We start from the raw sequence: 14,717 nt of genomic DNA on the forward strand, positions 1-14,717 counted from the left end.
GGCTTACGGACATTTATAAACCTGGCCGCTCATTTTACTATCCAGCGGTGCAAAGCTGGACCAGATGTTCTGGGTTGGGCTGGTCGCACCGTAAATGACGTTGCCGCCCATCTCTGCGGCACGATTGCGCAGGTCGTTAGCCGCGCCGCGCAGTGAACTGCCCTCGCCGCCGGAACCCGAGAACCAGTTACTTTGCGATCCGGTAACGTTGCCCAGCAACTGGCAGCTGCTGGCCGGTTGCTGATCGGTAAAGGTGACGCGTTCGCCCGCAGAACTCAGCGTGTTAGAAGAAGAACTACAGCCTGCCAGCAGCAGGGCCGCCACAGAGAGTCCCAGCAAGTTAATCCGCATTATAATCCCCATTTATTATCATCAGAATCAGGCCAGAGCGTACCGAACATAAGCACGGTGTCTTATCTATCCTTGCCCCATGCACCTTAACCCGTTCAGCGGGTTAGCGTTGCGCCATTACTTATACTATTTTCCCCCCAAAAAGAAAAACCCCCCGTCAAAGACAGGGGGTTTATTCTCACACGGGGGTGGGAAGGAATTACATCATTCCGCCCATACCGCCCATACCACCCATGCCGCCAGCACCTAAATCAGGCGCGTCGCCTTTAGGCAGGTCAGTCACCATACATTCGGTGGTGATCATCAGGCCAGCAACAGAAGCCGCGTACTGCAGTGCAGAACGGGTGACTTTGGTTGGGTCCAGAATACCGAAGTCGATCATGTCGCCGTACTCTTCGGTCTGCGCGTTGTAACCGTAGTTACCTTCGCCCGCTTTCACGTTGTTGGTCACAACGGAAGGCTCTTCGCCGGCGTTAGCTACGATCTGACGCAGTGGGGATTCCATCGCGCGCAGCGCAACTTTAATACCCACGTTCTGGTCTTCGTTCTGGCCGCGCAGTTCAGACAGCTTAGAAGCCACACGTACCAGTGCAACACCACCACCAGCAACAACGCCTTCTTCTACCGCTGCACGGGTTGCATGCAGGGCATCTTCAACGCGTGCTTTTTTCTCTTTCATTTCAACTTCAGTGGCTGCGCCCACTTTCAGAACGGCAACGCCGCCTGCCAGTTTCGCTACGCGCTCCTGCAGTTTTTCACGGTCGTAATCTGATGTTGCTTCTTCGATCTGCTGACGGATCTGCGTCACGCGACCAGAGATAGCCACTTCTTCACCGGTACCATCAATGATGATAGTGGTGTCTTTGCTGATCACAACGCGTTTCGCCTGGCCCATATCTTCCAGACCGGCTTTTTCCAGCTCCATACCGATCTCTTCAGAGATCACGGTACCGCCGGTCAGAACAGCGATGTCCTGCAGCATGGCTTTACGACGGTCACCGAAACCAGGGGCTTTAACGGCAGCCACTTTCACGATACCGCGCATGGTGTTCACCACCAGCGTTGCCAGTGCTTCGCCTTCAACATCTTCTGCAATGATCAGCAGTGGTTTACCGGCTTTCGCAACGGCTTCCAGCACTGGCAGCATTTCACGGATGTTGGAGATTTTTTTGTCAGCCAGCAGGATGAATGGAGATTCCAGCTCAACTGCGCCTGTTTCTGGCTTGTTGATGAAGTAAGGGGACAGGTAACCGCGGTCAAACTGCATACCTTCAACCACGTCCAGCTCGTCCTGCAGGCCGGTACCTTCTTCAACGGTGATCACGCCTTCTTTGCCCACTTTTTCCATCGCCTGAGCAATCAGTTCGCCCACGGTTTCATCGGAGTTAGCAGAGATGGTGCCGACCTGAGCAATCGCTTTAGAGTCAGAGCAAGGTACGGACAGTTTTTTCAGTTCTTCAACCGCAGCGATCACCGCCTGGTCGATACCGCGCTTCAGGTCCATCGGGTTCATACCCGCCGCGACGGCTTTCAGGCCTTCGGTGATGATGGACTGTGCCAGTACGGTGGCGGTGGTGGTACCGTCACCCGCAGCATCGTTAGCTTTAGAAGCCACTTCTTTCACCATCTGAGCGCCCATGTTTTCGAACTTGTCTTCCAGCTCGATTTCACGCGCAACAGAAACACCATCTTTGGTGATGGTCGGTGCACCAAAAGATTTATCCAGGACCACGTTACGGCCTTTCGGACCCAGGGTAACTTTTACTGCATCTGCCAGTACATTCACACCGCGCAGCATTTTTACGCGAGCGTCATTACCGAATTTTACGTCTTTAGCTGCCATTTTATCTTTTTCCTTAAATTCGTTACGTTCAGTGAATTACGCGCTGTTTACGCTTCAACAACGGCCAGGATGTCGTTTTCAGAGATGATCAGGACTTCTTCGTTGTCGATCTTTTCAGTTTTCGCGCCGTAGCCTTCGCTGAAGATGACCACATCACCTACTTTGACGTCTAATGGCTTCACGTCGCCATTTTCCAGGATGCGACCGTTACCGACGGCCAGGATTTCGCCACGGGTGGATTTACCCGCCGCCGATCCGGTCAGCACGATGCCGCCTGCAGATTTGGATTCAACTTCTTTACGCTTGACGATAACACGATCGTGCAATGGACGAATTTTCATTGTTAGCTCTCCTTTGAGAAGTCCAATCAGTTTTGGGATGAAAGCCGGGCATCATGAGCAACCGGCCTCGTGACGAATGAGATGCGGCCGCAGGAGAGGCCTTTCAAGGGCCAGGCGTAAATTTTTTTGCTAATGGCACTGTTTGGTGTTTTTTTGCACAAGCGCAGGGAAAGACAAAATAAAACGGCGCCCCGTCAGGAAAGCGCCGTTTTTGCCAGGCAGTGTACTTTAGTGTTTGTCGTTGTCACGATCGTGCTCAATCAGGTTTGACTCTTTGCGCTCGTACTCGCCATCAACGGTAAATCCACTGTCGGGGCCTGCGCCCGGACCACGCCAGACTTTCAGATGCGGCATCAGTTTCAGCGTCAGGTGTTTTTGCACCGGCGGCAACAGCAACAGCAGGCCGATGAAGTCGGTAAAGAAACCTGGCAGCAGCAGCAGAAAGCCTGCCAGTACCAGCGACACACTCTTGATCATCTCGGCAGCCGGACTTTCACCAGCGTTCAGCTTCTGCTGCATCAGCATAAAGTTTTTCATCCCCTGATTTTTCACCAGCGAGATACCAATGCAGGAGGTGAAGATCACCAGCAGCATGGTCATTAATACACCCATCACATGGGCGACCTGAATGAAGAGAGAGATCTCGATCCATACCAGGGCAAATATCACTAAGAACGGTAACCAGCGCACCGCGTTCTCCTGTATCAAGGGCTGCCCTGCAGACTGCATGGCAGCATAAAATGGCGATCGTCGCGATCGATAGTATAGAAGGTGGGAACGAAACCTCCGGTTTTCAACCGGAAAGGTGGAAAATCATTCCGCGTCTTCCATTGTGAGGACGATCACATAAGATTGAAACTGTTTGATTCAGCAGGCAGTTTAAGTGATCTGGATTCAGGCTTTTACATCGCAACAGAATATGATCGTGCTCGGGTTGACGCAAACGGATAAAATGCCGCGGCAGCCGTTCCCCGGCCCGATATTCTCTGGATGTCGACCGCTGAAGCAGGCACTTGAATTGTATTGATTTAACCGGTATTCCCAACAGAAGGTTCTCATGGCTAATAACATTCGTATCGAAGAAGACCTGTTAGGTATGCGTGAAGTTCCCGCGGATGCTTACTACGGTGTTCATACTCTGCGTGCGATTGAAAACTTCTATATCAGCAACAGCAAAATCAGCGATATTCCTGAGTTTGTCCGCGGTATGGTCATGGTTAAAAAAGCAGCGGCACTGGCTAATAAAGAGCTACAGACCATCCCGCGCAACGTGGCTAATGCCATTATCAGCGCCTGTGATGAGGTGCTGAACAACGGCCGCTGCATGGATCAGTTTCCGATCGATGTCTATCAGGGCGGCGCAGGCACCTCGGTCAACATGAACACGAACGAAGTGCTGGCTAACATCGGTCTGGAGCTGATGGGGCATCAGAAAGGGGAATACCAGTTCCTTAATCCAAACGACCACGTCAACAAATGCCAGTCAACGAACGATGCTTACCCGACCGGATTCCGTATCGCGGTTTACAGCTCTATTTTAAAACTGCTGGATGCTATCGGGCAGTTGAGTGAAGGCTTCCAGCGTAAAGCGGTGGAGTTCAATACTATCCTGAAAATGGGCCGTACCCAGCTGCAGGACGCGGTACCAATGACCCTCGGTCAGGAGTTCCACGCCTTTAACGTCCTGTTGAATGAAGAGATCCGCAGCATCCTGCGCACCGCCGAGCTGCTGCTGGAGGTAAACCTCGGCGCAACGGCCATCGGCACCCGTCTGAATACCCCGGATGGCTATCAGCAACTGGCCGTAGAGAAGCTGGCCGAAGTCAGCGGGCTGGCGTGCGTTCCGGCGGAAGACCTGATCGAAGCCACCTCAGACTGCGGCGCCTACGTGATGGTACACAGCTCACTGAAGCGCCTGGCGGTAAAACTGTCAAAAATCTGTAATGACCTGCGCCTGCTCTCCTCGGGGCCGCGCGCCGGGCTGAATGAAATCAACCTGCCGGAACTGCAGGCGGGGTCGTCAATCATGCCTGCCAAAGTGAATCCGGTGGTGCCGGAGGTGGTCAATCAGGTGTGCTTCAAAGTCATTGGTAACGATATTACCGTGACGATGGCTTCTGAAGCCGGTCAGCTGCAGCTGAACGTAATGGAGCCGGTGATTGGCCAGGCGATGTTTGAATCCATTCATATCCTGACCAACGCCTGCTACAACCTGCTGGAAAAATGCGTAGACGGCATCACCGCCAACAAAGCCGTGTGTGAAGCCTACGTGTTTAACTCCATCGGCATTGTCACCTATCTCAATCCGTATATCGGCCATCACAACGGCGATATCGTGGGTAAGATCTGTGCAGAAACCGGTAAGAGCGTCCGTGAAGTGGTGCTTGAGCGCGGCCTGCTGACCGAAAGCGAGCTGGATGATATTTTCTCAACGCAGAATCTGATGTTCCCGGTGTACAAAGCGAAACGCTATACCGATGAAAACGAACAATAACAGACCCGATCATTAGCTCCCTTTTAAGGCACGTGTTCACTGAACAACGTGCCTTTTTACTTTTCGCGGCACACAAAATTTTAACGGTTTATTAGCAAAAAAATTAAGGAACACCCTATGTTATTACCTGAGCTTATCGTCGTCTTTCTCGCGATTTATCTGGGGAGTCGGCTGGGAGGGATCGGCATCGGCTTTGCCGGTGGCCTCGGGGTCCTTGTGCTGACCCTGGGCTTTCAAATCAAACCCGGCGCCATCCCGTTCGATGTGATTGAGATCATCATGGGCGTGATTGCCGCCATTGCCGCCATGCAGGTGGCCGGAGGGATGGACTACCTGGTTAATCTGGCCGAGCGCCTGCTGCGTAAACATCCGCGCTATATCACGCTTCTGGCCCCGCTGGTGACCTATGTGATGACCCTGCTGGCAGGGACCGGCCACACCGCCTTCTCCACGCTGCCGGTTATTGCCGAAGTGGCTAAAGAACAGGGTGTTCGCCCTTCCCGTCCACTGTCGATTGCGGTGGTCTCCTCACAAATCGCGATTACGGCGTCACCGATTTCTGCGGCCGTGGTGTTTATGGCCGGCATCCTCGAACCCAAAGGCATCAGCTATCTGATGCTGCTGGCGGTGGCGATCCCCTCAACGATGGCAGCGATCTTTATTGCAGCACTGGTCACCAACTTCCTCGGTAAGGAACTGAAGGACGATGAAGTCTACCAGGCCCGTCTGGCAAAAGGGGAAGTTGCCCTGCGCGGTGCCAGCAAGTTTGAAGAAAAGCCGGGAGCAAAACGCTCGGTGCTCCTGCTGCTGCTGGGCATTATCGCCGTGGTGTTCTATGCCACAGCCATCAGTGATGCCGTTGGTTTGATTCAGAACCCGGTACTGCCGCGTAACGAAGCGATCGTGGTGTTCATGCTGACGGTAGCCGCACTGATCTGCTTGACCTGTAAGATCGATACCGGGGAAATTCTCGGGGCCAGCACCTTTAAATCCGGGATGAGCGCCTGTGTCTGCGTGCTCGGCGTCGCCTGGCTGGGTGACACCTTTGTGAAGGCTCACATTGGCGATATCCAGCAGGTGGCGGGTGAGCTGCTGCACGACTTCCCATGGATGCTGGCGGTGATCCTGTTCTTCGCCTCTACGCTGCTTTACTCGCAGGCGGCCACCACCAAAGCACTGATGCCTGCGGCGCTGCTGCTGGGCGTTTCGCCGGTGACCGCCGTGGCCTCTTTTGCTGCGGTATCCGCCCTGTTTGTGCTGCCGACTTATCCGACGCTGCTGGCGGCGGTAGAGATGGATGACACCGGCTCCACCCGCATCGGCCGCTTTGTCTTCAATCACTCTTTCCTGATCCCCGGCACGCTGGCGATAGTCCTGTCGGTGGCCTTTGGCTTCCTGCTGGGGGGCATTATTCTCTGATGCGGCGACGGGCGGAACGGTAAAATAGCCGTCCCGAAAGATCGAAGGGAAAAATACCCGCCCAACGGCTGATTGAATAAATGGCCGGTCCCTGCCCCTTAGCAGGGGCCGGCCTTCTTTTTCGGTCGTCCCGTTCTGTTCCGCGCGGCCCTCACCAGGGAATGTCATGCTATTATCTCCCTTTCCGCCTGGTCGGTCCCCCATGGAGAGAGCAAGACCCGTTATGACCCAGCGACTTATTTCCCTGATATTCCTGCTGTTTGCCACGCTGTTCAGCCTGAACGCCGGTGCGTCGCTGTTTGACAACCATGCCAACAGTCAGTTTGTGACGGTCAATCAGGCCTTCGCTTTTGATTTCACACAGAAGAACGATCGGCTCACCCTCAGCTGGCAGGTCAGACCCGGCTACTACCTTTACCGGCAGCAGATCAAGATTGGCGTCCAGGGTGCCACCCTTGCTGAATGGCAGCTGCCCGCAGGCCAGCCTCATGAAGATGAGTTCTACGGTAAAACCGAGATCTACCCTGACAGCCTGACGCTGCCGTTCACCGTCACCCAGGCCGCCGCCGGTGCAGAGATAACGGTGACCTATCAGGGCTGCGCTGCCGCCGGCTTCTGTTATCCGCCGGAAACCCGTACGGTTCCGCTTAATGCCGTTGCAGCCCACAGCGTCCCCGCCCCTGTCGCCGCGTCCGACGCGGCTCTGTCGACCCATAGCAGCCTGCCTTTCTCGCCGTTATGGGCGCTGCTGATCGGGATTGGCGTGGCCTTTACCCCCTGTGTACTGCCGATGTACCCGCTGATTTCCGGCATTATCCTTGGAGGGAACCGCCGCTACAGCCCCGGTCGCCTGTTTGCACTGGCCATGGTCTACGTGCAGGGCATGGCGCTGACCTACACCCTGATGGGCATCGTGGTCGCCGCTGCCGGGCTGCGCTTCCAGGCGGCATTACAGGCCCCTGCAATACTGATCGGGCTTTCTGTGCTGTTTATTGTGCTGGCGCTGTCGATGTTTGGCCTGTTTACCCTGCAGCTGCCTTCTTCACTGCAGACCCGACTGACGTTATGGAGCAACCGCCAGCAGGGGGGATCGCTGCCGGGCGTCTTCATGATGGGAGCCCTGGCCGGGCTGATCTGTTCCCCCTGCACCACCGCCCCGCTCAGTGCCATCCTGCTGTATATTGCACAAAGCGGTAATATGCTGGCGGGTGCCGGTACGCTCTATCTTTATGCGCTGGGCATGGGCCTGCCGCTGGTCGCCATTACGCTGTTCGGCAACCGCCTGCTGCCAAAAAGCGGCCCGTGGATGCAGACGGTGAAAGAAGGCTTTGGCTTTGTGATCCTGGCCCTGCCGGTGTTTCTGCTGGAGCGGGTGATCGGCGATACATGGGGAGTTCGCCTCTGGAGCCTGCTGGCCGTTGCCTTCTTCGGCTGGGCATTTATCAGTACCCTGAAAAGCCACCGGGGCTGGCTGCGGGTACTGCAAATTCTGCTGCTGGGGGCGATGCTGATCGCCGTACGCCCTTTACAGGACTGGGCGTTTGGCGGTGCGCAGACGACAGAAGCGGCCCCGCAGCTCACGTTTACCCGCATCAGTGATGTGCAGCAGCTGGATCAGCAGCTGGCCAACAGTGGGGGCAAGATCACCCTGCTCGACCTGTACGCCGACTGGTGCGTCGCCTGCAAGGAGTTTGAGAAATACACCTTCAGCGATCCGCAGGTGCAGGCTGCGCTGGAGCATACGCAGCTGTTACAGGCCGATGTCACCGCCAGTAATGCCGCTGATCGCGCCCTGCTGGATCGTCTGAACGTACTGGGCTTACCGACTCTGCTGTTCTTTGATGCACAGGGTCATGAAATCCCCGACTCACGCGTGACCGGGTTTATGAAACCCGCCGCTTTCCGTGCACATTTGCAGAAACTGGCGCGTTAAACGACACTAAGGTTCGATAATGAAGCGTACAAGAGGAGAACCGCGTGCAGCGTGAACAAGTACTTGAACAGGCTCTGAACGTGCTGGAACAGCATGGGTTAGCGGCGACCACCTCTCTTGCCATGATGGCCGGTGAACTGGACTGCAGCGAACAGGAACTTCAGCGCTTCTGGCCGGACCGGGATGCGCTGCTGTATGACGCCCTGCGCTACCACGGCCAGCAGATTGAGGCGTGGCGCCGCCAGCTACTGCTGGATGACAGCCAGAGTGCCGGGCAGAAACTGCTGGCGCGCTATCAGGTGCTGGCCGATGCGGTCAATCATCAGCGCTATCCCGGCTGTCTCTTTATTGCCGCCTGCAGTTTCTACCCACAGCCTGACCACCCTATCCATCAGATTGCCGAGCAGCAAAAACAGGCGTCCTGGCAGTTCACTCATCAGTTACTGAGCGACCTGGAAACGGACAACCCCGAGGGCGTGGCACATCAGATGGAACTGATCCTTGAGGGCTGCCTGTCGCGACTGCTGGTGAAACGTCAGGTTCAGGACGTGGAAACCGCCCGCTGTCTGGCGGAAGATGTATTGAGTTTCGCACTGTGCCGTAAGAACGGGGCGTTAAGCTAAAGCAGGGTGAGCGTACCCGGGTAAAAAGCAGGCAGTCGGCAGGGTTTTACGACTTTTTTGTGACAAAGCCGTTGACGCCGAACGGGGATTACGGTTTAATGCGCCCCGTTGCCCGGATAGCTCAGTCGGTAGAGCAGGGGATTGAAAATCCCCGTGTCCTTGGTTCGATTCCGAGTCCGGGCACCATATTCCGAACCCTCGCTTAGGCGGGGGTTTTTGCATTATGGCTCAATAACTTGTTGGTTTGTCAGTAGTTACCCCTCTTATTCTCCTCCGGCCCCGCTTCCCGGTGGTACAGAAAGGTGGTACAAAATGGGCATTATGATACAGCCAACTAAGAACAGATTCGGCGTTTACCACATCCGTAAAGCCGTACCCAAACACCTGGTCGCCATCCTTGGTAAACGTGAAATCAAGTTCACCCTTGATACGAAAGACGTGAAGGAGGCCAGAGAGCGTGCACCTGCCAAAATCATCCAGATTGACCTCATGCTCAGGTTGGCGGAAAAACAGCTTGCCGCAGAGCAGACTCTGACTGATGCCGATATTGAACTCATTGCCGGTGTGTGGGCATCAAAGACCATGCAGCAGGATGATCTTATCCGGGAACGTTACATCGTCGAAGATGAACTTGATGGTAAAACCGGGCTGTTCCACTCCTCCGAAAATGACATCATCCACACTTATCTGGAAGACAGGGTAAGCAAACCCGGTTTCAAGTCGCAGACATGGCAGGGCGAGCGAGATGTTTCCATCTGCAAACTGCTGGCTGTCGAACTGGATGAAGCTCTGGAGTACACACCTGTTACCCTGACGCCACTATGGCGTAACCGACTGGCATGGCGTCTTGCAGAGCGGCGTAGCGAGCTGACTAATACTTACCTTCTCAGCTTGCAATCCAGAATCTACGCCGGGAAAAAAGGCCTGGACTCACTCCCCGTAGAAAAAACTATGAGTCTCACCTTTGCAGATTGACCTGCCCCCAGTATTAGATACAACGCTCAGTTAGTAATGTCGGTTTGTTTACCTTCTAATTTTCCATTTCTCCAGCTTGCTGCAAATTCAGCCGGCGTCTGGTATTTCAGCGATGAATGAGGTCTGGACTCGTTATAGTCCTGCCGCCAGTCATTAATGATTTTCCGGGCATGAAGAATATCGCTGAACCAGTGTTCATTCAGGCATTCATCCCGAAAGCGACCGTTGAAACTCTCAATAAATCCATTCTGCGTTGGCTTGCCCGGCTGGATTAAGCGCAGCTCAACGCCATGTTCAAAGGCCCATTGATCGAGCGCGCGGCAGGTAAATTCCGGGCCATGATCGGTTCTTATCGTTGCAGGATAGCCACGAAACAGCGCAATGCTGTCCAGAATACGTGTCACCTGAACGCCTGTAATCCCGAATGCCGTGGTGATCGTCAGGCACTCCTTCGTGAAATCATCCACGCAGGTCAGGCACTTAATCCGGCGGCCGCTGGCAAGTGAATCCATGACAAAATCCATCGACCATGTCAGGTTCGGCGCATCCGGGCGAAGAAGCGGCAGCCGTTCAGTCGCCAGCCCCTTACGGCGCCGCCTGCGTTTTACACCCAGACCGTTAAGGTGATAGATGCGGTAAACCCGCTTGTGGTTGACGTGAAAGCCCTCCCGACGCAATAACTGCCAGATGCGCCGGTAACCAAATCGGCGGCGTTCAAGTGCCAGCTCTGTGATACGTAAAGAGAGCTGCGCGTCAGCAGCCGGGCGCTGAGCCGAATAACGGCAGGTTGAAAGTGACAGACCGGCCAGCCTGCAGGCACGGCGTTGCGACAGACCCGTTGTCTCACACATGGCTTCCACGGCTTCCCGCTTCTGGTCTGTCGTCAGAACTTTCGGCCCAGAGCCACCTGAAGCGCCTCCTTATCCAGCATGGCTTCAGCGAGCAGCTTCTTAAGGCGGGCGTTCTCCTCTTCAAGTGACTTGAGCCGCTTCACTTCGGGGACTTCCATGCCGCCAAACTTCTTGCGCCAGGTGTAAAAGGTGGCGTCTGAAATAGCATGCTTACGGCAGAGTTCCCGGGCTGAAACCCCGGCTTCGGCCTCGCGGAGAATACTGATGATCTGTTCGTCGGAAAATCGCTTCTTCATGGGAATGTCCTCATGTGACTGATGAAGACATTACTAACATCGCGGTGTGTTAATCAACGGGGAGCAGGTCAGCCGATCTGTCTACCCCAAACGGAACCCGGCGGGCGAAGTTCTTCATGGGAGCAGAGGATAATGAGGGGGTGAACAGCCTGACATTTTCCAGTCTGGGCATTGCGTTCAACGTTGTCTACACGGCGGATAAGAAATTCACGCTCAAAATGATAAGTGGTGGAAGCGGAGAGTATTCATGTAATGTCATGTAACTCATACATATCCACACAGTTCAAGTAGATCTTAAATAAGGGGAGAGCATCATCTCCCCTAAAAAGCCATTTTGGATGTGTTGTCAGCTAAAGAAAGACTGATAAATCTGCCAAGCCAACTGGGTAGCTAACACTGGCGGAACCGCGTTCCCAACTTGAGTGAACTGTCGAGAGTGCGTACCTGTAAACTCATAATTATCGGGAAAAGTTTGCAAACGAGCCGATTCCCGAACCGAAAGCGTACGAGGTATAGACGGATGAAGATGAGAACGACCACCGCCAGATGACCCTCCAGCTATAACTGTCTTAGAAGGTAGCATTGGATGCAATCTATCAACTCGACCAAGCTTGTCTCGACCGCCAAAAGGCAATTTTACGTAACGTAGGACAGATGATGCTTGATGCTTCCTAGTTACATGATTAGGTAATTTACTTAGATCTTCGCACAGAGCTGCTGCACAAGGCACTTTTTTATCAGCTTTTAGCGGGGGCACAAAAGATTTACCTAACCTATTGCCCACTAAGAACATTCGTGTGCGATGTTGAGGCACAAGGAAATCAGAAGCATTTAGAATCAATGGCTTCTCGACAAAGTAACCATTTTGACTCAACATCTCGATAGCTCGATTTAGCTGAACACCATCATCAACCTCTAAAAGCCCAACGACATTCTCAACAAGAAACGCTGCAGGTTTGTATTTAATGATAAGGTTGATGTAATCGAAGAGTAAGTTGCCGTTCTTTTCATGAGCAAAACCAACACGTTTGAAATTCTCGCCATCTTTACTAAAGCGTTGATTGGCTGCTATAGAAAACGGCTGACATGGCGGCCCACCTACAAAAACGCCAGGATAGTCAGAGCTCACACCGCATTGGGCTAACGCTTTACATGTATCTTCAAAATCAGAAACATCCCCTTTCCAGTCTGGAGGACCAATCACTGACCAGTTTGGACGATTATGCCTCAATGTGTTACTGAAAATTGGGTTTAGTTCTACTAAAGCATCATGAGAAAAACCTGCTGCCTCAAAGCCGAGATCTAATCCACCGGCCCCAGCGAAAAAACTTACCATAGGGACATTGTGTACAGGTTTTCGCAATCTATCCAGCGTTACGTATTCTTCTAGAGACGTATCTTTCGCTAACTCGTAAGAATCCTCGTAACGAAGGTCATCATAACCCCATCCATACGATTGCAAAACGGAATCAAGCTTTGCATCATCCTCTTCGGCCTGTTGCAAAATGGTAGCTTGCTCGACCAACTCCTTGAGTTGCTGTTGTTTCATATGCACGCTGATGTTACCTACATTTTACCGGATTTTTCGCTTATGCGAGGCTTAAACATCTGTAGAAGTATACAGGCTCTTTGCACACTCATAAACCTCATTTGCTTCTTCTTTAGACGTAAAATCGCTCTTGCCTTCATCACGCAGAAAATTACGGTAATATTGATGAACTGCCTTGTGACAAGATGGACACAGTCCTACAAGATCATTCAATAGCGTACTATTCCCCTGCACCCTGACCGTAGATGCTAAAGGCAACTTGTGATGAACTTCGATAAGGCTGTTTACCCAAGGATACTGGGTATGTGAGGTTTTGCGACACATATCACAACGGTCAGGTTCAGAAGACGAACTTAAAAACTGCTCTCTTAGTCTTCTATTCCGCTCTACCCGATAGTGGTTAATTAATCTTCGCTTTCCTTCTTGGAAAGTCTGCTGTGCCTGAGTTTCATCAGATTGATAGCTATCCTCATCTAGATTTACAAAGTGTGAATCAACGGCCTCTGATACGAGCACGGTTGAACTGTCCAACGATCCCATCATTAAAATAGCAGCATCAGGTTCATCGGGTAAATCTTGTACAATCGCATCAGGGCTTAGCAGCTGGTATAAACCGGTTTTAGAAGACGCTAAGACTGAAGGGTCAATAAACAGATGACCTTGCTGCCAAAAAAGGAAGCTTATCTGGCTCATTACTTTCATCATTTCATTTATTTGGCGAAGTTCATCACCTTCGGGTGCCCGGCTTGTTTCGCCAATAGATGAATAGAACTCGAGCCCTTCTAAACCTGTAACGTTATTCCCAGCTAACACACTACACACATCTCTAGCAGACAGGCCATTCACATCAAATCGCCCCGTGAGTAACACTTTGATAATTGCCAGCATCGGGTAGACACGCTGTAGTGAAGCGTCGAACCCTTCGAATGCAGGAGAAGGATAAAAAGTCCGTTTCGCTAGTGTGAGAAGATAGCTATCTGCATCACTAGCCATCTCCCCTGAAACCAGCGACTTAGCAATATCAGTACAGTGATAACGACCATCAATTCGAGACGCGATCAAACTCAGTTTGATCACACGGGCATAGTTACGCCAGACTTTGTAACTATCAGGTGAAAACGGTAATTCAGTTCTAAGCAACAGTGGCTCTCGGAGAGGATCATACTCGGGATCGGTATCTTCTGCCCCATCAATATCAACAAAAACTGTCGCAATTTTTCTTAGGTTTTCAACAGAAAAATAATCCAAACGTCCTTGATCCCAACGCCATCTGCTCATTTCATTATCACCTTGCGGATTAATCCAATTGAGTTGATCCTATTGGCAGAAGATAACAGAGCAAGTGAAGATATCTCCATAAAGCGTGAAGCGTGATAGAACTCACAAAAATGCACTCGGAAAGCAGGAGTCCAGCAGTAATTTTGTAGTTTGAAACTTGATGTATGGTACAGAACAGTGGTACATTTGGAATCGAAGCGAAAGACTAACTGATTAACAATCATAGAGTTAATGAGTCAAGAATCGTGTCCTTGGTTCGATTCCGAGTCCGGGCACCAAATTCAGAAGAACCCGCTTTTAGCGGGTTTTTTGCTTTCTGCCATCCGGACTCTCCATCGAACTGCGTTCGATGACGGGTCTCATCCCTGAGACCCGCCCTTACCTCTGCTATTTAATAAAAAATGCCGCTTTTAAATACTGGACGATTACGGCCACCACGCACAGTCCGGCAGCGATCAGCAACAGCCAGCAGAACACCCTGAAAGGATAATTTCTCCACATGGTGGCGATGCTGCGCAGTTCGTCAGTGGAAAACCCTTTCAACCGGTGATGGAACAGACAGAGATAGGCCGCACTGTATATCACCCACAGCAAAGGGGTGAGCATCGCCAGGGTACGTCCCAGGGTAAGATAAAGGGCGAGCGGAATGGCAATAAACGGGATAAAGGCCAGGTCATCCCAGCGTTTTAACTTCTCCCTCAACCGATCGTCCTGCTCTTTAATCGCTTTCTTACTGAGTGACATGGCCCGCTCTTTTTCCGTAA

Annotated in this window: 13 protein-coding genes and 1 tRNA gene; 6 read left to right on the forward strand and 8 right to left on the reverse strand. The window is 52.6% G+C overall.

The window, feature by feature from the left end; all coding sequences use genetic code 11:
* Window positions 1-3: 3 nt before the first annotated feature.
* The 4 genes from ACZ3HG_RS22560 to ACZ3HG_RS22575 form a co-directional block, all read right to left on the reverse strand.
* Complete coding sequence (locus ACZ3HG_RS22560) at window positions 4-351, reverse strand: DUF4156 domain-containing protein (protein WP_191934356.1); 348 nt, start codon at window positions 349-351, stop codon at window positions 4-6.
* A gap of 199 nt (window positions 352-550) precedes the next feature.
* On the reverse strand, window positions 551-2,194 hold the full coding sequence (gene groL, locus ACZ3HG_RS22565; RefSeq protein WP_062745755.1) for a chaperonin GroEL: 1,644 nt from the start codon (window positions 2,192-2,194) through the stop codon (window positions 551-553).
* A gap of 47 nt (window positions 2,195-2,241) precedes the next feature.
* The gene (locus tag ACZ3HG_RS22570; protein WP_062745758.1) at window positions 2,242-2,535 is read right to left on the reverse strand and encodes a co-chaperone GroES; all 294 of its coding nucleotides are present in this window, start codon (window positions 2,533-2,535) and stop codon (window positions 2,242-2,244) included.
* 228 nt (window positions 2,536-2,763) lie between these two features.
* A complete protein-coding gene (locus ACZ3HG_RS22575) occupies window positions 2,764-3,225 on the reverse strand; it encodes an FxsA family protein (RefSeq protein ID WP_191934357.1) in 462 nt (153 codons plus the stop codon).
* A gap of 367 nt (window positions 3,226-3,592) precedes the next feature.
* On the opposite strand from ACZ3HG_RS22575, the gene aspA reads away from it, so the two are divergent.
* From aspA to ACZ3HG_RS22605, 6 genes are all read left to right on the forward strand, one after another.
* The gene (gene aspA, locus ACZ3HG_RS22580) at window positions 3,593-5,029 is read left to right on the forward strand and encodes an aspartate ammonia-lyase (RefSeq protein ID WP_191934358.1); all 1,437 of its coding nucleotides are present in this window, start codon (window positions 3,593-3,595) and stop codon (window positions 5,027-5,029) included.
* 117 nt (window positions 5,030-5,146) lie between these two features.
* Window positions 5,147-6,448, forward strand: a complete 1,302-nt coding sequence (locus tag ACZ3HG_RS22585; protein WP_191936066.1) for an anaerobic C4-dicarboxylate transporter — start codon at window positions 5,147-5,149, stop codon at window positions 6,446-6,448.
* Between the two features lie 223 nt (window positions 6,449-6,671).
* A complete protein-coding gene (locus tag ACZ3HG_RS22590; protein ID WP_465334529.1) occupies window positions 6,672-8,381 on the forward strand; it encodes a protein-disulfide reductase DsbD in 1,710 nt (569 codons plus the stop codon).
* 44 nt (window positions 8,382-8,425) lie between these two features.
* Complete coding sequence (locus tag ACZ3HG_RS22595) at window positions 8,426-9,004, forward strand: transcriptional regulator (RefSeq protein ID WP_191934361.1); 579 nt, start codon at window positions 8,426-8,428, stop codon at window positions 9,002-9,004.
* Window positions 9,005-9,114: 110 nt separating this feature from the next.
* Window positions 9,115-9,190: transfer RNA gene (locus ACZ3HG_RS22600), tRNA-Phe, on the forward strand.
* A gap of 126 nt (window positions 9,191-9,316) precedes the next feature.
* Window positions 9,317-9,979: a DUF6538 domain-containing protein gene (locus ACZ3HG_RS22605; protein ID WP_465334532.1), complete on the forward strand. Its 663-nt coding sequence runs from the start codon at window positions 9,317-9,319 to the stop codon at window positions 9,977-9,979.
* 26 nt (window positions 9,980-10,005) lie between these two features.
* On the opposite strand, the gene ACZ3HG_RS22610 is transcribed toward ACZ3HG_RS22605, so the two are convergent.
* The 4 genes from ACZ3HG_RS22610 to ACZ3HG_RS22625 form a co-directional block, all read right to left on the reverse strand.
* Window positions 10,006-11,126, reverse strand: a protein-coding gene (locus ACZ3HG_RS22610) for an IS3 family transposase (RefSeq protein ID WP_465334534.1) whose coding sequence is annotated in 2 segments (ribosomal slippage) — window positions 10,006-10,868 and window positions 10,868-11,126 — 1,122 coding nt in all. Because the reading frame shifts where the segments join, the coding sequence is not laid out codon by codon here.
* A gap of 346 nt (window positions 11,127-11,472) precedes the next feature.
* Window positions 11,473-12,675 carry a DNA cytosine methyltransferase gene (locus tag ACZ3HG_RS22615; protein ID WP_465334536.1) on the reverse strand — a complete coding sequence of 401 codons (1,203 nt, stop codon included), beginning with the start codon at window positions 12,673-12,675 and terminating at the stop codon, window positions 11,473-11,475.
* Window positions 12,676-12,726: 51 nt separating this feature from the next.
* The gene (locus ACZ3HG_RS22620) at window positions 12,727-13,953 is read right to left on the reverse strand and encodes an HNH endonuclease (protein ID WP_465334538.1); all 1,227 of its coding nucleotides are present in this window, start codon (window positions 13,951-13,953) and stop codon (window positions 12,727-12,729) included.
* Window positions 13,954-14,340: 387 nt separating this feature from the next.
* Window positions 14,341-14,697: a hypothetical protein gene (locus ACZ3HG_RS22625; RefSeq protein WP_191935594.1), complete on the reverse strand. Its 357-nt coding sequence runs from the start codon at window positions 14,695-14,697 to the stop codon at window positions 14,341-14,343.
* Between the last annotated feature and the right edge of the window lie 20 nt (window positions 14,698-14,717).

It is taken from the genome of Erwinia sp. PME.40.26/001 (assembly GCF_055556675.1).

Bases quoted from the DNA above. Each gene is read 5' to 3' on its own strand.
- ACZ3HG_RS22560 (WP_191934356.1), bottom strand. From the start codon at position 351: ATGCGGATTAACTTGCTGGGACTCTCTGTGGCGGCCCTGCTGCTGGCA.
- groL (WP_062745755.1), bottom strand. From the start codon at position 2,194: ATGGCAGCTAAAGACGTAAAATTCGGTAATGACGCTCGCGTAAAAATG.
- ACZ3HG_RS22570 (WP_062745758.1), bottom strand. From the start codon at position 2,535: ATGAAAATTCGTCCATTGCACGATCGTGTTATCGTCAAGCGTAAAGAA.
- aspA (WP_191934358.1), top strand. From the start codon at position 3,593: ATGGCTAATAACATTCGTATCGAAGAAGACCTGTTAGGTATGCGTGAA.
- ACZ3HG_RS22585 (WP_191936066.1), top strand. From the start codon at position 5,147: ATGTTATTACCTGAGCTTATCGTCGTCTTTCTCGCGATTTATCTGGGG.
- ACZ3HG_RS22590 (WP_465334529.1), top strand. From the start codon at position 6,672: ATGACCCAGCGACTTATTTCCCTGATATTCCTGCTGTTTGCCACGCTG.
- ACZ3HG_RS22605 (WP_465334532.1), top strand. From the start codon at position 9,317: ATGGGCATTATGATACAGCCAACTAAGAACAGATTCGGCGTTTACCAC.
- ACZ3HG_RS22615 (WP_465334536.1), bottom strand. From the start codon at position 12,675: ATGAAACAACAGCAACTCAAGGAGTTGGTCGAGCAAGCTACCATTTTG.
- ACZ3HG_RS22620 (WP_465334538.1), bottom strand. From the start codon at position 13,953: ATGAGCAGATGGCGTTGGGATCAAGGACGTTTGGATTATTTTTCTGTT.
- ACZ3HG_RS22625 (WP_191935594.1), bottom strand. From the start codon at position 14,697: ATGTCACTCAGTAAGAAAGCGATTAAAGAGCAGGACGATCGGTTGAGG.